The 21,307-nt window shown below is 48.0% G+C and carries 25 protein-coding genes and 1 pseudogene; 14 read left to right on the top strand and 12 right to left on the bottom strand.

Features of this window, described 5'->3' with window-relative positions:
- The first annotated feature begins 96 nt into the window (after positions 1 to 96).
- From V6C93_RS34160 to V6C93_RS34145, 4 genes are all read left to right on the top strand, one after another.
- Positions 97 to 885, top strand: coding sequence for a DUF429 domain-containing protein (locus V6C93_RS34160; protein ID WP_333481144.1), 789 nt, complete (start codon positions 97 to 99; stop codon positions 883 to 885).
- 38 nt (positions 886 to 923) lie between these two features.
- Positions 924 to 2,018 (top strand): magnesium chelatase ATPase subunit I, encoded by a 1,095-nt coding sequence (gene bchI / locus V6C93_RS34155; RefSeq protein ID WP_349262930.1) that lies wholly within the window; start codon positions 924 to 926, stop codon positions 2,016 to 2,018.
- 167 nt (positions 2,019 to 2,185) lie between these two features.
- The gene (locus V6C93_RS34150; protein WP_333481142.1) at positions 2,186 to 2,968 is read left to right on the top strand and encodes an ABC transporter ATP-binding protein; all 783 of its coding nucleotides are present in this window, start codon (positions 2,186 to 2,188) and stop codon (positions 2,966 to 2,968) included.
- A gap of 134 nt (positions 2,969 to 3,102) precedes the next feature.
- Positions 3,103 to 4,569 carry an MlaD family protein gene (locus V6C93_RS34145; RefSeq protein ID WP_333481141.1) on the top strand — a complete coding sequence of 489 codons (1,467 nt, stop codon included), beginning with the start codon at positions 3,103 to 3,105 and terminating at the stop codon, positions 4,567 to 4,569.
- Positions 4,570 to 4,580: 11 nt separating this feature from the next.
- Here the strand turns inward: V6C93_RS34145 and V6C93_RS34140 are convergent, their stop codons facing one another.
- Together V6C93_RS34140 and V6C93_RS34135 are read right to left on the bottom strand one after the other, a co-directional pair.
- Entirely contained in the window at positions 4,581 to 4,880 is a 300-nt protein-coding gene (locus V6C93_RS34140; protein WP_333481140.1) for a DUF3288 family protein, read from the bottom strand.
- A 160-nt stretch (positions 4,881 to 5,040) separates the two neighbouring features.
- On the bottom strand, positions 5,041 to 5,817 hold the full coding sequence (locus V6C93_RS34135) for an MOSC domain-containing protein (RefSeq protein ID WP_349262929.1): 777 nt from the start codon (positions 5,815 to 5,817) through the stop codon (positions 5,041 to 5,043).
- A gap of 69 nt (positions 5,818 to 5,886) precedes the next feature.
- Here V6C93_RS34135 and V6C93_RS34130 point away from each other — a divergent pair, with 69 nt between their 5' ends.
- From V6C93_RS34130 to V6C93_RS34115, 4 genes are all read left to right on the top strand, one after another.
- Positions 5,887 to 6,456: a hypothetical protein gene (locus V6C93_RS34130; protein WP_333481138.1), complete on the top strand. Its 570-nt coding sequence runs from the start codon at positions 5,887 to 5,889 to the stop codon at positions 6,454 to 6,456.
- Positions 6,457 to 6,494: 38 nt separating this feature from the next.
- Positions 6,495 to 7,328, top strand: a complete 834-nt coding sequence (locus tag V6C93_RS34125) for a 5-formyltetrahydrofolate cyclo-ligase (RefSeq protein ID WP_333481137.1) — start codon at positions 6,495 to 6,497, stop codon at positions 7,326 to 7,328.
- Between the two features lie 221 nt (positions 7,329 to 7,549).
- Positions 7,550 to 8,158, top strand: a complete 609-nt coding sequence (locus V6C93_RS34120) for a transglutaminase family protein (RefSeq protein WP_333481136.1) — start codon at positions 7,550 to 7,552, stop codon at positions 8,156 to 8,158.
- 135 nt (positions 8,159 to 8,293) lie between these two features.
- A complete protein-coding gene (locus tag V6C93_RS34115; protein WP_333481135.1) occupies positions 8,294 to 8,773 on the top strand; it encodes a GNAT family N-acetyltransferase in 480 nt (159 codons plus the stop codon).
- A gap of 70 nt (positions 8,774 to 8,843) precedes the next feature.
- On the opposite strand, the gene V6C93_RS34110 is transcribed toward V6C93_RS34115, so the two are convergent.
- From V6C93_RS34110 to V6C93_RS34100, 3 genes are read right to left on the bottom strand one after another with little or no spacing between them, the layout of a single operon-like run.
- Positions 8,844 to 9,323, bottom strand: coding sequence for an AMIN domain-containing protein (locus tag V6C93_RS34110; protein ID WP_333481134.1), 480 nt, complete (start codon positions 9,321 to 9,323; stop codon positions 8,844 to 8,846).
- A gap of 29 nt (positions 9,324 to 9,352) precedes the next feature.
- A complete protein-coding gene (locus V6C93_RS34105) occupies positions 9,353 to 10,315 on the bottom strand; it encodes a protochlorophyllide reductase (protein WP_333481133.1) in 963 nt (320 codons plus the stop codon).
- Between the two features lie 15 nt (positions 10,316 to 10,330).
- Positions 10,331 to 10,561: a hypothetical protein gene (locus tag V6C93_RS34100; RefSeq protein ID WP_333481132.1), complete on the bottom strand. Its 231-nt coding sequence runs from the start codon at positions 10,559 to 10,561 to the stop codon at positions 10,331 to 10,333.
- A 104-nt stretch (positions 10,562 to 10,665) separates the two neighbouring features.
- On the opposite strand from V6C93_RS34100, the gene V6C93_RS34095 reads away from it, so the two are divergent.
- Positions 10,666 to 11,871 (top strand): transposase, encoded by a 1,206-nt coding sequence (locus V6C93_RS34095; RefSeq protein WP_333481131.1) that lies wholly within the window; start codon positions 10,666 to 10,668, stop codon positions 11,869 to 11,871.
- A 33-nt stretch (positions 11,872 to 11,904) separates the two neighbouring features.
- Here V6C93_RS34095 and V6C93_RS34090 read toward each other — a convergent pair whose 3' ends face one another.
- The 4 genes and pseudogenes from V6C93_RS34090 to V6C93_RS34080 all read right to left on the bottom strand — a co-directional run bounded on the left by V6C93_RS34090 (position 11,905) and on the right by V6C93_RS34080 (position 14,832).
- Complete coding sequence (locus V6C93_RS34090) at positions 11,905 to 12,060, bottom strand: hypothetical protein (RefSeq protein ID WP_333481130.1); 156 nt, start codon at positions 12,058 to 12,060, stop codon at positions 11,905 to 11,907.
- 19 nt (positions 12,061 to 12,079) lie between these two features.
- Positions 12,080 to 12,328: pseudogene (locus tag V6C93_RS38895) on the bottom strand (DUF3011 domain-containing protein); the annotation flags it as partial.
- 113 nt (positions 12,329 to 12,441) lie between these two features.
- Positions 12,442 to 14,115, bottom strand: coding sequence for a GspE/PulE family protein (locus V6C93_RS34085; protein WP_333481129.1), 1,674 nt, complete (start codon positions 14,113 to 14,115; stop codon positions 12,442 to 12,444).
- Between the two features lie 270 nt (positions 14,116 to 14,385).
- Positions 14,386 to 14,832 carry a hypothetical protein gene (locus V6C93_RS34080; protein ID WP_333481128.1) on the bottom strand — a complete coding sequence of 149 codons (447 nt, stop codon included), beginning with the start codon at positions 14,830 to 14,832 and terminating at the stop codon, positions 14,386 to 14,388.
- 381 nt (positions 14,833 to 15,213) lie between these two features.
- Here V6C93_RS34080 and V6C93_RS34075 point away from each other — a divergent pair, with 381 nt between their 5' ends.
- The 3 genes from V6C93_RS34075 to V6C93_RS34065 all read left to right on the top strand — a co-directional run bounded on the left by V6C93_RS34075 (position 15,214) and on the right by V6C93_RS34065 (position 17,062).
- Entirely contained in the window at positions 15,214 to 15,783 is a 570-nt protein-coding gene (locus V6C93_RS34075; protein WP_333481127.1) for a hypothetical protein, read from the top strand.
- A gap of 195 nt (positions 15,784 to 15,978) precedes the next feature.
- A complete protein-coding gene (locus V6C93_RS34070; protein ID WP_333481126.1) occupies positions 15,979 to 16,650 on the top strand; it encodes an FHA domain-containing protein in 672 nt (223 codons plus the stop codon).
- A 286-nt stretch (positions 16,651 to 16,936) separates the two neighbouring features.
- Positions 16,937 to 17,062, top strand: coding sequence for a hypothetical protein (locus V6C93_RS34065; RefSeq protein ID WP_333481125.1), 126 nt, complete (start codon positions 16,937 to 16,939; stop codon positions 17,060 to 17,062).
- On the opposite strand, the gene V6C93_RS34060 is transcribed toward V6C93_RS34065, so the two are convergent.
- A complete protein-coding gene (locus V6C93_RS34060) occupies positions 17,046 to 17,312 on the bottom strand; it encodes a peptidoglycan-binding domain-containing protein (protein WP_333481124.1) in 267 nt (88 codons plus the stop codon). The two genes, V6C93_RS34065 and V6C93_RS34060, sit on opposite strands and share 17 nt — an antisense overlap.
- 452 nt (positions 17,313 to 17,764) lie before the next feature.
- On the opposite strand from V6C93_RS34060, the gene V6C93_RS34055 reads away from it, so the two are divergent.
- Positions 17,765 to 18,724: a C69 family dipeptidase gene (locus V6C93_RS34055; protein WP_333481123.1), complete on the top strand. Its 960-nt coding sequence runs from the start codon at positions 17,765 to 17,767 to the stop codon at positions 18,722 to 18,724.
- A gap of 3 nt (positions 18,725 to 18,727) precedes the next feature.
- On the opposite strand, the gene V6C93_RS34050 is transcribed toward V6C93_RS34055, so the two are convergent.
- A complete protein-coding gene (locus V6C93_RS34050; RefSeq protein WP_333481122.1) occupies positions 18,728 to 19,321 on the bottom strand; it encodes an alpha-ketoglutarate-dependent dioxygenase AlkB in 594 nt (197 codons plus the stop codon).
- Positions 19,322 to 19,355: 34 nt separating this feature from the next.
- Here V6C93_RS34050 and V6C93_RS34045 point away from each other — a divergent pair, with 34 nt between their 5' ends.
- Positions 19,356 to 20,099 (top strand): 3-oxoacyl-ACP reductase family protein, encoded by a 744-nt coding sequence (locus V6C93_RS34045; RefSeq protein ID WP_333481121.1) that lies wholly within the window; start codon positions 19,356 to 19,358, stop codon positions 20,097 to 20,099.
- A gap of 309 nt (positions 20,100 to 20,408) precedes the next feature.
- Here V6C93_RS34045 and V6C93_RS34040 read toward each other — a convergent pair.
- Positions 20,409 to 21,307 (bottom strand): alpha/beta hydrolase (locus V6C93_RS34040; protein WP_333481120.1); only part of this gene is annotated, 899 nt, incomplete at its 5' end.

The following is a 21,307-nucleotide window of genomic DNA, read 5'->3' as shown; positions in this document are numbered from 1 at the left end:
GGAGGGCGGGTTTTGGATAACAGTTATCAGTTGACCTAAAAATTGATGAACTAAACCCACCCCTATAAACATATTGTTGAGGCTGCAATATCAGTGATGAAATTCATAGGAATTGACCTCGGCTGGACTTCTGGAGCAAGCGGTCTATGCTGCCTAGAATGGTCAGATGGTAGCCTACATCTATTAGATTTAGACCGACAGCAAACAACCACAGACATCCTAAATTGGATAGACAAATGGACGGCACCCAGCGAACCCGCCATGATTGCCGTCGATGCCCCCACACTCATCCCCAACACCACAGGGATGCGTCTACCCGACAAACTCACCCACCAGCACTTCCGCCACTATCACGCTGGTTGCTACCCTGCCAATCTCGGACGCCCCTTTGCCCAACACACCATCGAATTTGGTTTAACCCTAGAAGCGCGAGGATTTGCCCACGCCCCCATCATTACCCCCCAAATTCCAGGACGCTACCAAATCGAAGTCTATCCCCATCCTGCGATCGTGCATTTATTTGGGCTAACCCGCATCCTAAAATACAAAAAAGGCAAACTGAGCGATCGCCGTTTAGAACTCCTCAAACTCCACCAATACATCCTCAACATCCTACCCAGCCTCACCCCCTCCCTCAATCTCTCCTCTCTGTGCCCTCCGTCTCTGTATGGTTCCTTCCCCCAGGAAATCCCCACCGCCGGCATCGCTCTCAAAGCCGTCGAAGACCAACTCGATAGCCTAATCTGCGCCTATGTCGCCGCCCACTGGTGGTATTGGGGAAGCGATCGCAACTGGGTACTCGGTGACAGCACCACCGGCTATATAGTTATCCCCGCCCCAACAATCAATCACTCAAAGCTCGGCGATCGCTTTGTGGCAAAATGAGTAAGCGTAAAGAAAAGATTAACTATCAGGTAATTGAAGTGAGTCCAACTGCCCCAGCACCAATGACCGCTCGCCGCATGGTTTTTCCATTCACTGCCATTGTGGGTCAGGAAGAGATGAAACTGGCGCTCCTGCTGAATGTGATTGACCCCAAGGTTGGGGGAGTCATGATCATGGGCGATCGCGGCACCGGCAAATCCACCACCATTCGGGCGTTGGCTGACCTATTACCAGAAATTGATGTAATTGCCGACGACCCCTTTAACAGCGACCCCAACGACCCTGACGGGATGAGTGATCATAGCTCATCACAAAATTCGTCAATTGTTAAGAAAAAAGTCCCAATGGTTGACCTCCCCTTAGGCGCAACCGAAGACAGAGTCTGCGGCACCATTGATATTGAAAAAGCCTTATCCGAAGGCGTGAAAGCCTTTGAACCCGGACTCCTTGCCAAAGCCAATCGTGGCATCCTCTATGTAGACGAAGTTAACCTATTAGACGACCACTTAGTCGATGTCCTCCTAGACTCCGCCGCCAGTGGTTGGAACACGGTTGAACGAGAGGGCATCTCCATTCGTCACCCCGCCCGCTTTGTTCTCGTTGGTTCCGGCAACCCCGAAGAAGGCGAACTGCGTCCCCAACTCCTCGATCGCTTTGGGATGCACGCAGAAATCCGCACCGTCAAAGAGCCAGCCTTGCGTGTCGAGATTGTGGAACAACGGGCAGCCTTTGACCAAAATCCCCAAGCCTTCATGGAGCAGCATCAGCCTGAGCAAGAAGCCTTGCAGCAAAAGCTGGTTGCCGCTCAACAGCGACTGCCTCAAGTCGAGCTGGACTACGACTTGCGAGTAAAAATTTCTCAAGTCTGCTCAGAACTCGATGTGGATGGACTTAGGGGTGATATTGTAACCAATCGTGCTGCCAAAGCACTGGCGGCCTTGGAAGGACGAAACGAAGTCACCGTTGATGATATCCGCCGTGTGATTACGTTATGTCTGCGTCACCGTCTACGCAAAGACCCACTAGAATCCATTGACTCCGGTTACAAGGTAGAAAAAGCCTTTAGCCGTGTTTTTGGCTTAGAGGCGTCGTCAGAGGCAAATTCAGCCGCTACAGCAAATGGTGTCCGCTAATTCAATAGTGAGCAGTAACCAACTGTTCACTGCTAACTGCTAACTGTTCACTGTTAAAAGTTGGAAGGTTGGAACGTTGGCAGGTTAAACGTTCTAACCTACAACTTGTTAACCTGTTAACTAACCAATAATCTGTTAACCTTCAACGTATTAACCTGCAATTCGACATGACAGAAGCCCTGATTGAACTCAAGGGAGTTAGCAAGTCTTTTGGTGATAATATCATCCTGGATAATGTTGACTTGACCATTTATCGGGGCGAAGCGCTGGGGATTATTGGCCCCTCTGGCACCGGAAAATCAACCATTCTGCGAATTATTGCAGGTCTCACTCCCGTTGAGGCTGGGGAAATTTATGTGGCAGGACAACAGCGCCAAGGTTTAATCGAGGATGCCGAAGACCCCATCGCTATTGGTATGGTGTTTCAACAGGCGGCGTTGTTCGACTCATTAACGGTGGAAGAGAATGTTGGTTTCTTGCTGTACCAGCACTCAAAATTACCGCGCAAGCGGATTCGGGAACTGGTCGCTCGAAGCCTGGAGATGGTGGGTTTACCGGGTATCGGTAAGCGCTACCCATCGGAGTTATCTGGAGGGATGCGCAAGCGCGTCAGCTTTGCTCGTGCGATCATGGCTAACCCCGATAATGCCAAGGACAACCCGCAAGTTTTACTCTATGATGAGCCCACGGCTGGTCTTGACCCGATCGCCTCGACCGTGATTGAGGATTTAGTGCGTCAACTCCAGTTTGCTGATGGGGGTTGTGGTTCCTACGTCATGGTGACCCATCAGGACAGTACGATTCGCCGCACAACTGACCGGGTTGTGTTTCTTTACAAAGGCAAGATACAGTGGCAAGGTAAGGTTAGCGATATTGATACAACTGATAATCCTCTAGTGCGACAATTCTTTAGTGCTAGTACCACCGGCCCGATTCAGGTGGTTGGTTAGGATAACTGTATAGTGGATAGCGATCGGTGCACAGGCAGTTAGCTGTTATTTCTCATTCAGTATTTTGGTCATTGGCAAGGGGTAGAGCGCAAAAAGCTAACAGTTAACAGCTACTAGCGAAGGGAGGAGAAATCATGCGATCGCGAACAATTCGAGAAGGCTCTGTTGGATTATTAATCCTAGTCGGACTTGCTGTCTTTGTTGGCTTGGTGATGTGGATACGAGGTCAAACCTTCGGTGCCCGTAGCTACAAATTCATCGTGAAATTTGCCAACGTTGCGGGCATGAAAAGTGGTGCTCTGGTACGCTATCGCGGCGTCAAGGTAGGGAAAATCACGGAGATAGCACCGGAAACCAATGGAGTTAATGCCACCGTTGAAATTACTAACCCTGACTTGCTCATCCCTAAAGATGTGATCATTGAAGCCAATCAAGCGGGTTTAGTCGGTGAAGCCTCGATTGACATGACGCCTCAAAAACCTCTCCCTGCGAGTGCCGAGTCAATCAATCCCCTAAGTCCCCAATGCAATTCCACTCTAGTGATTTGTAACAAAGATCGTCTTCAGGGTCGAATTGGTGTCAGTTTTGAGGAACTGCTACGCAACACGATTCGCCTTGCTGAGGTTTATACCGATCCGAAGTTTTTTGGCAACGTCCAGGCTCTCACTCAAAATGCTTCTGTTGCTGCTACGAATGTTACACAACTCACCAAGGAGTTGTCTCTTCTATCTAGCGCAGCCCGACAACAATTAGGAACTTTCTCGAAAACAGCCAATACTCTAAGTAGCACAGCCAATCAAACAGTTGCTCAAGTTGGTGTTGCGGCAAGTCGCTTTGGTAACACGGCCAATAGCTTAAGTAACACGGCTAATCAATATGGTTTGACGGCGAACGAACTCACAAAACTTGTTGCCACGGCGAATAATCTGGTAGCTACAAATCGAGCCGGCCTCGTCGGAACCTTAGATAGTGTCCGTCAAACCAGCGATCAACTGCGCGGACTGGTAGCCAGCTTCACACCCGTATCCGCGCAGCTCAACTCTGCGGCTGGCAAGCTCAACACCACGGCAGGGCAAATTAATGTCGGAGGACTGCTGAAGAATTTAGAAACCCTTTCCGCCAATGCCGCAACGGCGTCCGCTAATCTGCGGGACATCTCTACATCTCTGAACAATCCCAATAGTGTAGTACTATTGCAACAAACTCTGGACTCGGCACGGGCGACTTTTGAAAATGCCCAAAAAATTACATCTGATTTGGATGAGCTGACAGGCGACCCAGCCTTCCGGGAAAATCTAAAGCAGTTAATCAATGGGCTGGGTAAATTGGTGTCTTCAACTGATCAATTGCAACAGCAAGTGAAGGTGGCTCAGACGATAGAACCCGTTAGTACCACCATTAATGCAGCCGCTGATAGCGCTACTGCGCGATCGCTGGATAAAGAACAATCCCAACCTAACACTGAGCCAGGGGTTCCCTCTATCCAGCTAGATAACCAGAGGCACTTACCTCCCCTGTTTCCCCCAGCACAAAAGAAGCCTTCACCTGAGTTACAACCTCAGCCAGTGGCTGAGGTTCAAGGTGAGCGTCCGCCGAACTAAGAAATTGGTGGCTAACTCCAATCATCTTGGCCTTGTGAGTTGCTGCTACGCCTGTAAACTTGAGCCTGGGCATGTAGCTGACGGGTCAACTCAAACAGCTGCTCTTCCGACATCTGCCAGCGCTGGAGAAGGGCATCCAGGTTTTTTTGAATCTCTCTAGCGCCTGGAAATCTACAGTAGCGAATCCGGAGTCGAGCCAGTTCTGCATAGTTGCGCTCACTAGGCTCTTCTTGTAAAAGGCGATCGACAATTTCTTTGTCATTCTTCTCCTGAGGATGTTGCTGGTCTTTATTTTCTGCGGCTGAAGCCATAGGTTATACTATTTTGGATTTTGGATTTTAGATTTTGGATTGCACAAGCCTGATCAGGCAATGGCTTCAATTTATGTTCTGTCACATCAACTGTTAACTGCAAGCTTTTAGTGGAAGGCAGAAGTGGTGCAATATGCCCCCACTCAAACCTGGTCACTGATCACTGTTTAACTTCATCTCCTACCTGTAAAATATTATCCGTTTCTGATGGCGGTATGCGTGTGTTAACACTGAGGCGATAAAAGTGATTAAAGCGAGACGCACAGACCCATGAAGGTAAAGTTTCTTGACGTTTCGCTATGAAGATTTTCTGAAAATCTGGATCAGCCTTTCCGGTTAAAGAATTTCGTGTTGGTACTACACAACGCTGACAAGGATTAATTCCCTCAAACCGAATCGAGCCGATTTGAAACTGAATGATGTTATCCGCTTCGCCAAATAATTGGTCTTCCCAAAATGGTGGAACATTGGCAATTTCAACATTCGATCGCAGGCGTCGTCGCATTTCATCTGGGCTGATTTCAGAAAACCAACCTGCTACTGTTTCTATCGTGGCGGTGCTAATTACAGTTGGGCCAGAGGCATGGGTATCGTCAGGAAAACCTTGAAAGATGTTCTGTTGTAACTGTACAGTTTTGCCGAAATAGTGACTCAGCCACGCTTCTAGTGCTGTTCGTTCCTCATCTAGGTGAAACACTTGAGTTGGCTCTGTACCTTGGATTTGTAGGGAAACAGTCCGCTTGTCGAGATCGAAAGACGATCGCAGTAAGTGAACTTTAGGATTACGTTTACCATTGACGAATCGCCCTTGCTCGTCAACAATGGCAAACTCTCGGTCATATTGCAGAGTACCACTTTCGAGAACCCTGGCTTGAGTTACGGCAACACCGTCTAAGGATTTGATGGGATAAATAAAAATTTGGGCGAGATAAGGCATGGGGCAGATGATGAGAATTGCATCCGATAATACTTTTGTACAATGTTGTTCGCACTCCATAATCGGTTGATGCTCACAACTACAGAATTGCGTTGGTTTGTTCACGGTATACCAGCCAAGGAGGTGGAACAATGGTTCCATGTGGATAGTCCCGGTAAACGTTTGGGCTTGCCAGAAAAACGGGAAGACCTGTACTTATACGCACCAGAGTGTGACTATATCAATATCAAACTGCGCCAGGGAAGTTTAGAGGTGAAATGGCGCAAGGCAGAATTGGGAATTTTACGATTTGGCGACTGTTGGGAGGGAAAAGTTGAAAAATGGCTGAAGTGGAGTTGTCACGACTCCGAGCAACAGAGCATGATGCCAGCCAATGCTGCTGAGGAAAGAGCGTGGGTTAGGGTTAAAAAGATGCGATCGCGACGCTGCTACCAAGGCATCGTTTATGAACTGACCCAACTCAATGCCGGAAATGATGCCTGGTGGAGCATAGCATTTGAGGTGGCAACGCAAGATGCTCAAATCATCGATCACTTTCAGGCGGCAGTCAGCCAAGTCAGCCAAACCTATCGAGGGTCAACGTTACAATGCGATCGCTCATTCGCCTATCCCACCTGGCTTGCTCATTTAACTCGATAGCGTTTACATGTTTAGTAGCGGTTAGAGAGTGCCAATCAATGCCCAACAACGTTGAGACCAAGTGGAGTGGTTACCACGCCGATAAGGACAATTTGAGAGCTGAGATTTGGTCGGTGCTAAAGGAACAGGGAGTAGCCATCGGCGACCCATTGGGTCACATTCCCAACTACGTTGGTGCGGAAAAAGCGGCTGAACGGCTGGCGGCTTTACCAATTTGGCAGCGTGCGATCGCAATTAAGTGCAATCCGGATTCACCGCAAATTCCGGTGCGGCTGCGTGCTCTGCAAGATGGGAAATGCCTATACATGGCTGTACCGCGCTTGACGAGTACCCGCTGTTTTGTAGAATTGACGGCTGAGGATTTGCAGCAGCGCAATATTCCGCTAGAACAAGCTGCGATCGCCAAGAAGGCATTAACCTATGGACGGCTAGTAAGCTTTGAGGAGATGCAGGCGATCGATTTAGTGATAGTAGGCTGTGTGGCGGTGACACGTAATGGGGGACGTACTGGGAAAGGGGCAGGATTTGCAGACTTGGAACTTGCCATGCTTTATGAGTTTGGTTTGGTACAGCCCGATACCCCAATTGTGACAACCGTGCATCCATTGCAGATAGTTAAACAGGAACGTCTACCGATGCAAGCCCATGATTGGGCGCTCAACTGGATTGTCACCCCTGAGGAAGTAATTGAAACGACCACGATTTACCCACAACCAGTAGGACTAGATTGGGATACCATACGCCCTGAGCAATACAAGGAAATCCCTATTTTGCAACAGCTGAAGGAGAAATTTGCCCATCAAGAACGGTTCACGATGAGCGAGCGAGCCACCATTGCCAAATTGCAAAAAAGAAAGAACGATTTTGCTTGAACAGAAAAGGTTTTTGTTCGTTCCGAATCTTTCATGTGTTGTCTGAAAGCAAGGATTATTTCTTCCATACCGAAAAAAGCTCTATCAACTGGATTGTTGCTATTTGGGGTATGAAGCTTATGAGTGTATTGTAGGACTTTTGAAGCTATGGTTGGGACGATACTTCGAGGTTGTCCATGAGACAATCAAATTTAAGTTGATGCAAGCTTGGGGTGAGTGATATGGAAAAATATCTGCTCTTCAATGAGGTTATTGACTGGCAACATCCTACAATTCTGGAACAAGCTTTGAAGATTGCATCGGAACATCAAACACCACAAGCAATCGCTAAAGCTTGTTTTGCATGGGTAAGGGATGAGATTTACCATAGTGGCGACTATCAAATGAATCCTGTGACTTGTTGTGCTTCAGATGTACTTAAGTACAGAACAGGTTTTTGCTATGCCAAGAGCCACTTATTAGCAGCATTGCTACGGGCAAACAGCATTCCCGTTGGTTTTTGTTACCAACGATTGAGTATTGATGGTAAGGGTGTACCCTACAGCTTGCATGGTTTCAATGCAGTTTACTTACCCGAAATCGGTTGGTATAGGGTTGATGCCAGGGGAAACCGTGAAGGGATTAATGCTCAGTTCACACCTCCTCAAGAGCAACTAGCCTATACAACTCAAGTTCCCGGAGAAGCTGAGTTTCAAAACATTTTTTCTGAGCCGTTAGCAGTTGTTGTGCAGGCTTTGCAATCTCATCGCACGTTGGATGAGCTACGTTCTAACCTCCCAGACATTTCCCCTGAATCCTTATACCGAGTTGCATTCAAACGTAGTAGATAGCAAGAGCAGGGGAGGCAGGGGAAGCAGGGGGAGTAGGGGGAGAGAAAATGCTATCTTTGAACGCAACTTAGTATTAGGCTCTGTAAAATAAATTGTTAAGCGGCCTCGTGCCGGGATCGTTCGCTGGAGTTTATCATGATTCGACCGACCACGCCCGATGACACGACCGCGCTGATCGCCCTAGCCGACGCGACCGGCCTGTTCGGGCCAAACGATCTCGATGAGCTTGGCGAAGTGCTGACCGGGTACTTCGCCGGCAGCCTCGGTCGCGACCACTTCTGGGTTACCGACGACGACGGCGGGCCGGTGGGGGTCGCGTACTACGCCCCGGAACGGATGACCGATGGGACGTGGAACCTCTACCTGCTCGCCGTCCGGCCCGATCGCCAGGGGCAAGGACGTGGTGCGACACTGCTGCGCCACGTTGAGCAAACGTTGACGGCGCGCGGCGAGCGCGTGCTGCTGGTGGAAACGTCGGGGCTGGAGAGCTTCGATCGCACGCGGGCGTTCTACCGCAAGTGCGGTTACGACGAGGAAGCGCGAATCCGCGACTTCTACAGTGCGGGCAATGACAAGCTCGTTTACCGCAAGGCGCTGACCGCTCAGGGGCAGTGAGCTTGCGCAGTGGGCTGGAATCACCGCTCTGGGCAGTGGCACCGCAGCCCTTGTAGCCGACGCGTCTAGGTCACTCGTCCTGTTCCTCATCAGTCGTTGGGCCAGCCAAGAACAGAACGAAACGACGTTTGCAAGACGTGTTCTCCACGCACTTAATCTGAGAGAGCATCACATTTGGCATCTGCCCAGCGCCACGCACCTCAATGCGGAGGCTGTTCTCATTCAGGGGTGTAATCGTCATCGATGTAATCCCGGTTACTGGGTGTTCTAGTCGAAAGTTTTCTCGATTAGGCAACCGCAACTGAGCGTTTGGGATATCAACCACAAAAGAATTGAACGTATGGTTAGTGAGGGATGGAGAGACAGAAGGTAGTTCAGTTCCCAATGTCTCCAATCTCACCTCAACTCCACCCGTCCGTCGTTGAACCTCAATATTAGTGACCAGGGTAACTTGTGCCCAAGTGGGTTGGAGGATTGTAGCCCCTGCGACAAAGATGCCCAAACCCATCAATAAGCGATCGCGCATGAGAAATTCTCGTTGATTCGGCACAAAGGGTTTCGCCCAGATCTACATTGTCGTTACCTCTGTCCAACCAACTTGGCGCTCAAATCCCACATGCGATCGCCTCTTTCATCATCGCGGGCTTGGGGAGATACCTGTTGCACAAACGACTTGCCATTCTTCTTCTGGCGATTTCCCCAACTCCAATAGGCACCGGATTGACGGTACTCAGGATCGGCAACCACCGCTGCGACTCGCTCACCTGCCAAGTCCTGCGACACGTATCCCCCCGTGATGTACTTCTGGAACAAGGGGAAGAGTTTCTGAAACAGGGGATAGTGGTTTCTAAATAAGGGCGTTTCTGCTACACAGCCCGGATAGAGAGAACTGAAGGTGATGCCGGTTGACTCGTGGTAACGTCGATGCAGTTCCCGCATGGTCAAGATGTTACAAACTTTGCTATCCTTATACGCCTTGACGGGTTCAAACGTCTTGCCATCGATCATAGAAATCGGCTCTTTAAAGCCCTCTGCAAAGCCTTCTAGATTGCCTAAGTTGGGTTGCGGTGGAATCTTTCCGCCCAACTCATCCGGGTTATGGGTTACAGTTCCCAAAATCACCAGCCTGCGATCGCGATACGAGGACTTTTTCAAATCCTCCAGCATCAGGTTGCACAAGAGGAAATGACCGAGGTGATTTGTGGTCATTGTCAACTCATAGCCTTCTGGACTGCGCAACGGCTCTTTTAATAAGGGCATATAGATGGCAGCGTTGCACACTAAAGCATCCAGGGTTAAGCCGCGTGCCCTGAACATCCTCACAAAGTCTCGAACGCTTTGCAAGGAGCCTAAGTCGATATGAATGAGAGTATAGCTACCCCGCGACATTCCTACCGAGTCGGCAGCTTTTTGGGCTTTATCTAAATCCCGGCAAGCCATCACGACATACCATCCCCGTTTAGCAAGGGCTTTTGCGGCGTACAAACCCACCCCTGAAGAGGCACCTGTGACCACGACTGTTGGTTTCTGCTCTTGTCCCATTTTGTTAAAACTTCTTTAAGCGTCATTGATGGTATTCAATATTCTCATATCATGTTCGACACCTGATCTGATGCTTTGAGGTGGAGTGGGGTTATCAGCGCGATCGCACGGACGCAGTACAGTCAAGCGATCGCAAATCTGCTGTGCTTGAGATTCCAAATTACAATGCTCTGGTGCGCTGCGGGATGTTAGCGAAGCGGCTTTAATAGTTACCTTAATCCGCAAGAAGGCTCCCGTTACAAGCAAGGCGGATATATCTCGCGTTGAGCTAGTACCGCCAAAGATGAGAGCGGGAGATGAATTGCGGTCAGGATCTCTGTTAATATTACGCTAGTGATGTCAGCGTAAACATGTTGGTATTTGAGGCAAAACTTGAAGGAATGAAGGAGCAGTACGAGCGGCTTGATGAAGCTATTCGTACCGCTCGATTTGTTCGCAATTCCTGCCTCAGATACTGGATGGATAACAAAGACATCGGTAAGTACGAGTTGAGTGCTTATTGCGCTGTACTGGGGAAAGAGTTTCCTTGGGCAGGAAAACTCAACTCCCAAGCTAGACAGGCTTCTGCTGAAAGAGCTTGGTCTGCTATTGCTCGGTTCTACGACAACTGTAAAAAAGGTAAGCCAGGAAAGAAAGGTTTTCCACGATTTAAGAAACACCAAACCCACGGTTCTGTTGAGTACAAAACAACAGGATGGAAGCTGTCTGAAGATAGAGGCTCTATCACATTTAGCGATGGGTTTGAGGCGGGAAGCTTTAAGTTGTGGGGAACCCGTGATTTGCACTTTTATCAGTTGAAGCAGATTAAGCGAGTTCGTGTAGTTCGTAGAGCTGATGGGTATTATGTCCAGTTTTGCATCGACCAAGAACGGATAGAGAGAAGAGAACCAACAAACAAGACTATTGGATTAGATGTTGGGCTGACTCACTTCTATACCGATTCCAACGGTCAGACGGTTGAGAACCCCCGTTACTTGAGAAAGTCTGAAAAAGCCTTGAAGCGGCTTCAACGAAGGCTTTCTCATACTGAAAAAGGTTCTAAGAACGGAGCTAAGGTGAGAAATCGTCTGAGTTGCAAGCACCTCAAAGTAAGCAGGCAGCGTAAAGATTTTGCCGTCAAGTTAGCAAGATGCGTAGTCCAGTCTAACGACTTGGTTGCCTACGAGGATTTGCAGGTGCGGAATATGGTTAAAAACAGCAAGCTGTCCAAGTCTATCTCTGATGCGGCGTGGTCTAACTTCCGCAGTTGGTTGGAATATTTTGGCAAGGTGTTCGGAGTGGTGACAGTGGCTGTCCCGCCTCACTACACCAGCCAGAACTGCTCTAAGTGTGGGGAAGTCGTCAAAAAATCGCTCTCGCAACGCACTCATAGGTGTTCTCATTGTGGGCACATACAAGATAGAGATTGGAACGCAGCTATCAACATACTTGAGTTAGGACTCCGTACCGTGGGGCACACGGGAACGTTAAACGCCTCTGGAGACATCGACCTCTGCATTGGTGAGGCAACTCCTCAATGTAAGCCGAGTCGTGGAAAGAGGAAGCCCAGAAAGTGATTTCTGGAATCTCCCGTTACAGCCGCCGTAGGTTTAACGGGAGAGGATGTCAACGTCTATCCCAGTCGTATCGGTCGTTCCTGTTGTATCGGTCATTCCTGTTGTATCGGTCGTTCCTGTTATATCGGTCGTTCCTGTTGTATCGGTCATTCCTGTTGTATATGCCCCTGCCATCTCTGTCCCTGTCATTCCCGACTAGGAACCTAGCTCGGCAACCCTGTCGCACCCAAATAGCATCCCTTCCATAGCCCCAATTTCCATCACAGCTGCTGTCCGAGAGCTGTTTGACAAGTCTTACTCTACCGCCTGTATCTATTCGACAAATATTGCGGTGATGATTACTACTTTCGCAAGTCACAACTTCTTGCGCTGAAGCAGGGGCAGCAAGACTAAAAAGCACACTAATAGCAAGGCTGGCAGAAAAAGTAGCAGAGATTATCGGAAAACGGCTAACCATAATCAAGTCCTCCATTGTTACCATCACACAGATTACCGGGATAAATTTGGTGGAGGCACCCACTACAATTTTAGCGATCGCTCTTGGATATAGCTAAAGTTTTTTCGTAAGTATTATTCAGTTACCTTGAGCAAAGTGGCTTCTTTTCCCGATAATTGACTCCGACAAAAAGCACTTCGAGGCAATACTCGCAACACTTCTTCAACTGTTGTCGCGCCCGTTGTCACTTTCTGCCTTGCCGCCACCCCAAACGAAGCAAATTTGATTTCCCGCAGGTAATGATGCAATTGGGTCATTGTGCCTTCATAGATAATCTCCCGTACCCGGTCATCAATATCAAGTAACTCAACAATCGCTTCCCGCCCCAGGTAGCCAGAATTGAAACACTTGTCACAGCCCTTACCGCGTTTCCAAGAACCCAAATTCGTATGATTTTGTAAGCCCAGTGTTTGCAATTCTTTTTCTGTGGGAGTGTGAGGTTGAGCACAGTGAGGGCAAACCCGACGGACTAAACGCTGTGCCACAATTCCCAGCAGAGCGTCACTAATTAAAGCGGGGTCAGGGCCAATATCTTTAATTCGGGGAATCGCACCTACAGCATCATTCGTGTGTAGAGTGGTAAACACTAAATGACCTGTCAGTGAGGCTCGCACAGCGGTTTCAGCCGTTTCACTGTCCCGAATTTCTCCCACCATAATGATGTCGGGGTCTTGGCGCAAAATTGACCTTAAGCCTGCGGCAAAGGTCATCCCAGCACGTTCGTGCACCTGAGTTTGGGTGATGCCCGGTAAGATATACTCCACTGGGTCTTCTACGGTTACCACGTTGACATGCTCTGTCGCAACGTGTTGCAGGCTAGTGTAAAGCGTACTGGTTTTCCCGGAACCCGTAGGGCCAGTGAGGATAATCATTCCTTGGGGCTGCTCCAACCAGCTGGCGTAGATGGAAAGTGTCTTCTCCGAAAAGCCCAAGTCTTCAATTTTGGCAAAGGGGTTTTGCCTTGGCAGTAGGCGAATTACTGCTTTCTCTCCACCTACGCAGGGAAGGGTGCTCACCCGCATATCCATGCCCAACTCGGCATTTTCATCGCTAGCATACTTTTCGCCAATCCGCCCATCCTGCGGACGGCGACTTTCAGAAATGTCCATACCAGACATGACTTTGAGGGCGACGATTACCTTACGGCTGAGATCCACTTTCAGTTTGGTAATATCCCGCAAGACCCCATCAATGCGGTAGCGAACTCTCAATCCGTCTGGCATGGGTTCGAGGTGAATATCACTGGCGCGGTTGCGTAATGCCCCGGAAATGAGAGTTTTAATTTTACCAATCTGGTCAACAGCTTTTGCTAGATAGGCTTCTGTCGTTTCTGAGATATCTTCTTTTTCCAGCTCCCCCGTGAGAGGATTCACCAAAGGGATGGCACTAATGCGGTTGGGATCGAGGTTTTGGGTATGAAACCAGACGCGAAAGCTTTTATTGCTGATGGGGATGACTTTAATTTCGGTCAGGGCGCGATCGCTCAGTTCTTGAAGCGTCTGTTCTGATAGCGTCACTGGACTTCCCAGGTAGTAGCAGCCTCGCCAAAGTAATAGGGGAATCACGGGCGGTAAGGCATTGCGATCAGGAAAATGCCGAAAAAATCGGTGACTCACTTCCTGATCTAGCTGTTCCCGGTTCACCGTCCCTTGGTCATCCACCAAGAGTGTAAGGGCTTGTTCGCAGCTAATTTCGTGATTTCTCAGCTTTTGCCAAGCTGAGTGCCCTGAGGAAGAAATCGTTTGCATGACAAAAGCGAGCCGTTGAAGGAATAGGAGGGAAATTCCAGTGTAAATAGAGATTGCAGCGCTATTGAGAGAAGATGCACCAACAATAACCTAAGCGTCTGGAGGCTCTCTACTCCGCTATATTAGACGGAATTCACAGGACTGCCCATTACCTTACTTCACACTCAGTGTTCACAGCAGATGCATAGTCTGGTGCGGAAAAAGGGCTTTTTTAATTCGTAAATGAGCGATCGCACTCGTGGGGCACTTCGTAGACCGTACTCTACTATCCTAAGAACTAAATAGGTTCTCTAACAAATTCTTATCTCTTGCTGCATCTATTTGGAATAAGATAAGTATTGAAAAATATACAAAAACAAGAAACACAATAATATCTGTACTCGACATAAAGCTTGGTATCATCACAAGAACATAAACTAAGAAGAATGTAGATATAATTGTTGTTCCTAAAGGCGGCGTGATTTTGATGATTATCTGACAACCGTTGGCTTTAGGAATAATTTTACCTTCAATGACTGGTGGAATAGACCTCCAGAAACGGTTAATTCTCTTGATTTCAAAATAGTCCCCCGAAATTTCACCTTCGTAAGGTTTGCCGAATGAGGGCCAAGATCTAAATAACTGTGAAGGTTCGATCTGCTCAGACAACCGCCTCCTAACTTCCTCTGGGGTCAGATTAGTTGTGATGGTAAACTTCTCCACGGGTAGAAATGACATGGCTTAATCGCTTTTAAAAAGTTACATGCCGCAGGAAGGAAATAGCCCTACCCTAAAATAGAGAGGGCTACGCGTAAGTCCTGTATATTAGTTATCGCTCTTGTCTTTGGTATTTATGCAAGAAATACCATGAGCTGCGCTCACAACACAGTATGAAAGTCTTTCCTCCTAACTTCTGACTCCTGACTCCTGACTTTCAAGATCGGTATATGCAATTCGCTGGAGTCCCCTGGTGATCGCATAGCAGCTAAGGAAGGCGCACTCAGGTGGTTTTGCCTCACATGAGTTGCCGCGTCGATGTCTAGTTGAGCGAGCACAATCCGGATCTACTGCTGAATCGGTAGTAGAGGTAATCGTTGTAGAGCACAGATGTAGCTCACTATGGAATCAACAATATTTTGGGCAATTGTAGGAGTCCTCGCTATCATAATTATCCTGGTTTTAGGCTATCAGGTATGGCAGCGAAACAACTCTTCAGTATCGTCTAGACGCTCCCAGAGGAGAAGCTTATTAGAGGAGCGAATGCAGAAGAATGTGCGATCGCACAATGGAAGTTCAGTAGGCCAGAGGACGGTGTCCAGACCCCCTCAAAAGCCCTATGCCGCAGACGGTCAGACTCAGACTCGGTCTTCCCAGAGGGAAAATGCCGCAGACGAACGAATGCAGACAGGACCTCTTCACCCAGGAAATGCTATAGACGAGCGAACCCATCAGTCTAGACCTTGCCCAACAGGAGATGCCGCAGACGAGCAAACGTACCTTGGCTCTTCCCAAAAAGGAAATACCGCAGACGAGCAAACCCACATTAAAATCTCTGGCAGAAGAAAAGTCGCAGACGCGCAAACCCATCTTGGCTCTTCCCAGAAGGGAGATTCAGCAGACGAGCAAACACACCTTGGGCGTAACCGAAATAACAAGGTGATGCCAGAAGATGACCGCACAGTTTTGTGAGGCGATTTCAAGAGTACCTACCTTATACCATTTTGGAAAAAGGATTTTAGATTTTGGATTGCACAAGCCTTCTGGAGGTAAGAGTTTCAATCGATGACTGTCACATCCTCTGTTTAAATTGGTATTACGCAGTGATCCCTTTACCTAACAATTCCGGCTCCAATCATTGGCTCTAAACCTGAACTTGTATGAGATATGATCAAATTCATAATTATTGATGACCAAACAGGCGAATCTCAGGAAGAAAAGCTAACACCAGAAACACTGATTCAAGGTGGGGGTTTGATTGGCAGACACCCTAGCTGTGATATTGTTCTCAATAGTCCTGAAGTGAGTCGCGTACATGGCAGGATTCTGTACCGAGAAGGACAGTATTACTTTACCGATCTAGGTAGTACAGGTGGCTCCCATGTTAACAAACAAGAAGCTTCAACTAATGAAAATTTCCTTCTGAAACCGAATGACATCATCCGAATTGGCGGATTTATCCTCTTAGTCAAAGAGGTACCGATGGATGGCAATAGCGCCATGCACAAACCTCAGAAAGTCCCAGTTTTGCCTTTAGAATCATGTCAGATTGAGCAGTTGATATTTAAGGTAGAGGAACTAAAAAGCCAGGGTCTACTTAACCCAAGCACTTCTGAGTTTGTTGTTCAGGGCAAACGCCTAGCAGAAGGTTTATCGTTCTCCCAGCGCTTTCGCCAAAAAGCCCTTGAACTCTGTCAAGCAGAACTTGATGCCGGAAAATTTTGTGTATTGGTGGAACATTCCGACCATGTCACTATTTGGCAGGAAGAACAACTAGATGAACCAGAAAATGTAGCTCAGAACATTCCCACAGGTCAAGCTCAGAATCGTAAAAAATAAAAGAAGCTTAAATAAGCTTATCGGCCTAAAATATTGCATATTTCGGACGGGCAGGACGCTCATCCCACAGGAAAAAGGCTAAAATCTAACTCCAAATTAAATGCACAAGAGCTTACTCACTTTAATTTATCACTACTTCTGAAACCCTCTAACTGCTCTCTTTCTTAATTAATTTTATCTTTATAGCAAATTTGGATTGAATGCAACACAGTTCCTTGTAGGGGCATGATAGTATTGTGGCCTTACCGGGTTATTTATATAACGACAAACTCCAAAGAAATCAAAAATGGGCGATCGCATACCGATACAAGAAGATGCGATCGCACTGATTGTTGACTCTGTCAATTCTAGAGAAGTTACAGCCAGTTATCTTGGCTCTCAATCGATACGGAGAATTAGGACTGTGTATTAGTATAAATACCTAACGCACGCCAGGTTTTAGCACCAACAATTCCATCATTGTCTGGGCCTTGGAAGATTCTTACAGCATCCTCGGTTTTACTGCCGAATATTCCATCAACAACTAAACGTTTATTTTTGTCTTTCGTGTCAGGGTAGAGAACATTATTGAGTAGTTGTTGCAAGAATTCGACATTCTGACCGGAGTCACTTTTACGTAGTGCTTGAGGAGTGATATAAGAGACTTGAGTTAGAGCTTGCATGATTAATTCACGCCTATTGGAGTTTCGGGACTTTAGATTCAATCGGATTAAGCTTGCCACTAAGCCAGTAATGAGTGAATTATTAGGCTTTGCTTAGAGGCTTTTGCTCAACACTTATACTATGAATCCTTGGCTGACGCCATCAAGTGATTTAATACCCAAAATTCCTGTGATCAAACCCTTTTAATTTTGTGATACTGGGTATTCATTAAATGTGACATTTGGTACTTTTAAGGGTGATGCAAAGAGAGTATTAATAGTGATTGCAAACTTATAGGTTTGTGACAGTTATCACAGGAAAGTTGGCAAATCCTGTTATTTGGGTAAGCTGATATAGCTATTGCCGTCAAGCTTAGCAATGAACAGTTACGCAGTGAGCAATGAACAATGAGAATTCTGCCCTAGAAGAGCCTTAGAATAGCAACTATTGGTTGGAATAGAGGAGAGTCCCGATGTGCGATACCTTTGTTGCCCTGCCGGATGCCACTGTCGATCGCTCAGTGATTTTCGGCAAGAATAGTGACCGTCCTGCGGGTGAGATTCAAGATGTTGTCACATTTGGGGCTCAAATTTACTCCCAAGGACAGCGAGTTCAATGCACTTATATTGAAATTCCACAGGTTGAACACACCTATGCGGTGATTCTCTCGAAACCTCGGTGGATGTGGGGAGCAGAGATGGGAGCCAATGAACGTGGAGTGGTGATTGGGAATGAAGCCGTCTGGACAACTCAGCCCTGTCAGGCAACTGGATTACTGGGAATGGATTTAGTCCGGCTCGGGTTAGAGCGAGGTGAAACAGCCTTTGCTGCCTTGCAAGTGATCATTAACCTGTTGCAACAGTACGGACAGGGCGGAAATTGTGCTGAACATTTTTCCTTCACTTACCACAACTCTTTTTTAATTGCGGATGATCAGTCAGCCTGGGTATTGGAAACGGCTGGAAAGTATTGGGTGGCAGAAAGAATTACCTGTGGAACGCGCTCAATCTCCAACAATTTGAGTATTCGTGGCAAAGGTGATTTGCAACATCCCGATGTTATTGCCGATGCGATCGCTACTGGACTTTGCAGCAGTGAGGCAGACTTTGACTTTGCCCAAATGTTTTCTGAAAGCGGAGTAGAGGATTCAGTGCCACCCTACTCTAGGGAAGGACGGGTGCGATTGCTTTGTCAGCTTCATCAGGGTAAGTTTGCGATCGACACGGCAAAAGCCATTTTGCGAGATCATCAGGGACATATCTGTATGCATGGAGACTTTGAGACAAGGGGTAGCCAAATTTCCAGGTTGTCAGCTCAACAAAGCGAATACTGGTTCATTGATTGCCCCTTCCCCTGCCAGCAAAACTACAAGCTCATGACGTTTCCCACAACAACTGAAATTCAGCATGAACCTGTCGAAGTGAATCAGTGAGGCTCATGTTCGTGAGTGGTCAATGACTCGAAAGGTCAAATTAATTCGGGGAGGAACCGGACGTTTAGTTTTAGGAATTTGATGCTGCCAGTAATGTTGCGTTGTCCCCTGCATCAACAAGAAACTACCAGAGGTTAACTCCAATTGATGCTTCAAGCCTTTCTCCAAGCGGTGTCGCAGCATGAACCGTCGTGTTCCGCCCAAACTCAGAGAACCAATCACTGGATTTTGCCCCAACTCAGGTTCATCATCGCTGTGCCACCCCATACTGTCGTTGCCATCTCGGTAGAGATTGAGCAGCACACTGTTAAACACCGCACCGGAAACGGCTTCAGCTTTTGCCTTGAGGTCAAGTAGCGTTTGTGTCCAAGGAGAGGGATGCATCGTAATGCCAGAGTAAGTGTAGGATTTACCCCGATCGCCATACCAAGCCGTCAGCCTGGGTTGAGGCATTGAACGCCCGTAAATCGTAATCCAGTCCTGTCGCCAGTCAATGGTTTTAGTGAGTTCAGTGAAAAAGCGATCGCTTTCCCGCTCATCTAGAAAATGTGGGTAGAATACGATATCGACGTCAGGTAGTCGAAGAACGTTAATCAACAGTAGTGAAAATGATGGAGCTTCCCAATTTATTATGAGTCTACCTCTGACAGATAAGGTGGCGATCGTTACAGGCGGATCGCGAGGAATTGGAGCTGCTATCTGTAAAAAACTGGCGGCACAAGGTGCGCGAGTTGTAGTTAACTATTCCAGTAGTCCGGATGCAGCTAATCAGGTTGTTGAGCAGATTCAATCCAATGGAGGCACAGCAATTGCACTACGGGCTGATCTGACTGATTCAACGCAAGTCCTTGACCTGTTCCACCAAACTGAAGATCAACTGGGTACGGTTGATATTTTGGTTAACAATGCCGGAATAGCGGAGTACGGAACTCTCGCTGAGATTACCGATGAATCGTTCGATAAGCAGATGAATCTCAACGTTCGGTCTGTGTTTATTGCCAGTCGTGAAGCCGCTCGACGGATGAAGGCAGGAGGGCGAATTATCAATATTGGCAGCGTGTTAGGTGAAGCAGTTGCGATTCCTAATCTCTCGATTTACTGTGCTACCAAGTTCGCCGTAGCAGGGTTAACACGCGGTTGGGCGCGGGATTTGGGGCCACAGAACATCACGGTCAACTGCGTTGAGCCAGGTCCGATTGATACTGAACTCAACCCAGCAGATGGGTCTCAAGCTGATTCTCAGAAACAACGGACCGCACTGGGACGCTATGGCACACCTGAGGAGGTGGCAGCCCTTGTTGCATTTGTTGCTTCTCCTGAAGCTAGCAATATTACTGGAGCAACCTTGCGTGTAGATGGGGGTTGGGGCGCTTAGAGAGAAAAAGCGGTGTTGCTGATTCAAAGTATGAATTGCTGCACTAGGAGTAGTTGCCTAGGGAGCATCCCAATTCTATAAATACATCTCGGTGGGATAGGCGACACGAGCAGCCCAAAAACATAGCCGGGCAGGATGCCCACCCACAAGAAAATACTATTTTTGCTTTCATTGGGATGCACCCGTTGCCTAGCCCCCTAAATACCCCAATTCTGGGGGACTTTAAGAATAGGTTCCCCTCAAAGTTGGGAGGCGAAATCATACCTGTATTGTGCAACGCCGAAACAGCATACGCTGAAAAATTGGAACTCATTTGCCAGTGCGTCGCGCAAATTTCAGCAGATGCGTTGCAACAGATTGAGGTCGATCAAAGTGAGGCACATGACCCGCTTCTCGAATCCAAATGAGTTGACTGCCTGAAATTGCCTGTTCAAACTTGGTCGCATCGTCTGTCCCCAACACATCATCGGTTTCTCCCCACAAAATCAGGGTGGGATGGTTCACCTGAGCGATGCGATCGCCTAAATTAGCGTAACCTCCACTTTGAGTGAAGGATGCGATCGCTGCTTTCCATCCTGGCATCTCCTGATGCAGCAGAGAACAACGAAGTGCATCGACTAGCGTTGAGTCAATCATTGGGAAAGCTAAAGCGGCGGTGAGAGCAGCCTGTTTGCGGAAGTGTAGCCAATTCGTCCCTAAATCAATCACTGGATGCGGCAGAAATTGCCCAACTGGAAAGCTGCCAGAAAAGCCAACACTGTCAATCAAGACGAGCGATCGCACCCAGTTGGGATAATTTAAGGCAAAGTCGATCGCCACTGCACCCCCTAACGATGCACCAACCAGTATCACAGGTTGCCCAATCCAGGTTTCTGCAACGCTAAGGAGGTGCTGCCGGATGTTTTGAGGATTGACGGCAAGGGTAGGAACGTACTGTGTAAATCCAGAGCCAAACAGATCCACAGCCCAAGTCTCGTGATGAGTCGTTAATAAGGGGAGCAAACGCCGGAACTCTAGCAGAGAAGTGTCAAAACCGGGTAGTAATAGAATCGGAGCAGCGTTAGGTTGGGAAGCTGAGCGATCGGGAGAAAGGTGAACGTAGGCAGTTGCGATTGGGGTTGTGCCTTGCTCAAAGGGAACCTGAACTACTTGACGTTCAAGTTGTTGCAGGAGGGCGATCGCATCTTTGTCTTGAATATCAACAACTG

This window comes from Allocoleopsis sp. (assembly GCF_036703385.1).
GTDB lineage: Bacteria > Cyanobacteriota > Cyanobacteriia > Cyanobacteriales > Coleofasciculaceae > Allocoleopsis.
The sequence above is the reverse complement of the archived record's forward strand: the minus strand, read 5'-3'. Positions and strand labels throughout refer to the sequence as shown.

Excerpts from the sequence above, each read along its gene's own strand:
- V6C93_RS34160 (WP_333481144.1), top strand. The coding sequence starts at position 97 with ATGAAATTCATAGGAATTGACCTCGGCTGGACTTCTGGAGCAAGCGGT.
- V6C93_RS34150 (WP_333481142.1), top strand. The coding sequence starts at position 2,186 with ATGACAGAAGCCCTGATTGAACTCAAGGGAGTTAGCAAGTCTTTTGGT.
- V6C93_RS34145 (WP_333481141.1), top strand. The coding sequence starts at position 3,103 with ATGCGATCGCGAACAATTCGAGAAGGCTCTGTTGGATTATTAATCCTA.
- V6C93_RS34140 (WP_333481140.1), bottom strand. The coding sequence starts at position 4,880 with ATGGCTTCAGCCGCAGAAAATAAAGACCAGCAACATCCTCAGGAGAAG.
- V6C93_RS34135 (WP_349262929.1), bottom strand. The coding sequence starts at position 5,817 with ATGCCTTATCTCGCCCAAATTTTTATTTATCCCATCAAATCCTTAGAC.
- V6C93_RS34130 (WP_333481138.1), top strand. The coding sequence starts at position 5,887 with ATGCTCACAACTACAGAATTGCGTTGGTTTGTTCACGGTATACCAGCC.
- V6C93_RS34125 (WP_333481137.1), top strand. The coding sequence starts at position 6,495 with ATGCCCAACAACGTTGAGACCAAGTGGAGTGGTTACCACGCCGATAAG.
- V6C93_RS34120 (WP_333481136.1), top strand. The coding sequence starts at position 7,550 with ATGGAAAAATATCTGCTCTTCAATGAGGTTATTGACTGGCAACATCCT.
- V6C93_RS34115 (WP_333481135.1), top strand. The coding sequence starts at position 8,294 with ATGATTCGACCGACCACGCCCGATGACACGACCGCGCTGATCGCCCTA.
- V6C93_RS34105 (WP_333481133.1), bottom strand. The coding sequence starts at position 10,315 with ATGGGACAAGAGCAGAAACCAACAGTCGTGGTCACAGGTGCCTCTTCA.
- V6C93_RS34095 (WP_333481131.1), top strand. The coding sequence starts at position 10,666 with ATGTTGGTATTTGAGGCAAAACTTGAAGGAATGAAGGAGCAGTACGAG.
- V6C93_RS34090 (WP_333481130.1), bottom strand. The coding sequence starts at position 12,060 with ATGACAGGGACAGAGATGGCAGGGGCATATACAACAGGAATGACCGAT.
- V6C93_RS34085 (WP_333481129.1), bottom strand. The coding sequence starts at position 14,115 with ATGCAAACGATTTCTTCCTCAGGGCACTCAGCTTGGCAAAAGCTGAGA.
- V6C93_RS34080 (WP_333481128.1), bottom strand. The coding sequence starts at position 14,832 with ATGTCATTTCTACCCGTGGAGAAGTTTACCATCACAACTAATCTGACC.
- V6C93_RS34075 (WP_333481127.1), top strand. The coding sequence starts at position 15,214 with ATGGAATCAACAATATTTTGGGCAATTGTAGGAGTCCTCGCTATCATA.
- V6C93_RS34070 (WP_333481126.1), top strand. The coding sequence starts at position 15,979 with ATGATCAAATTCATAATTATTGATGACCAAACAGGCGAATCTCAGGAA.
- V6C93_RS34065 (WP_333481125.1), top strand. The coding sequence starts at position 16,937 with ATGGGCGATCGCATACCGATACAAGAAGATGCGATCGCACTGATTGTT.
- V6C93_RS34060 (WP_333481124.1), bottom strand. The coding sequence starts at position 17,312 with ATGCAAGCTCTAACTCAAGTCTCTTATATCACTCCTCAAGCACTACGT.
- V6C93_RS34055 (WP_333481123.1), top strand. The coding sequence starts at position 17,765 with ATGTGCGATACCTTTGTTGCCCTGCCGGATGCCACTGTCGATCGCTCA.
- V6C93_RS34045 (WP_333481121.1), top strand. The coding sequence starts at position 19,356 with ATGAGTCTACCTCTGACAGATAAGGTGGCGATCGTTACAGGCGGATCG.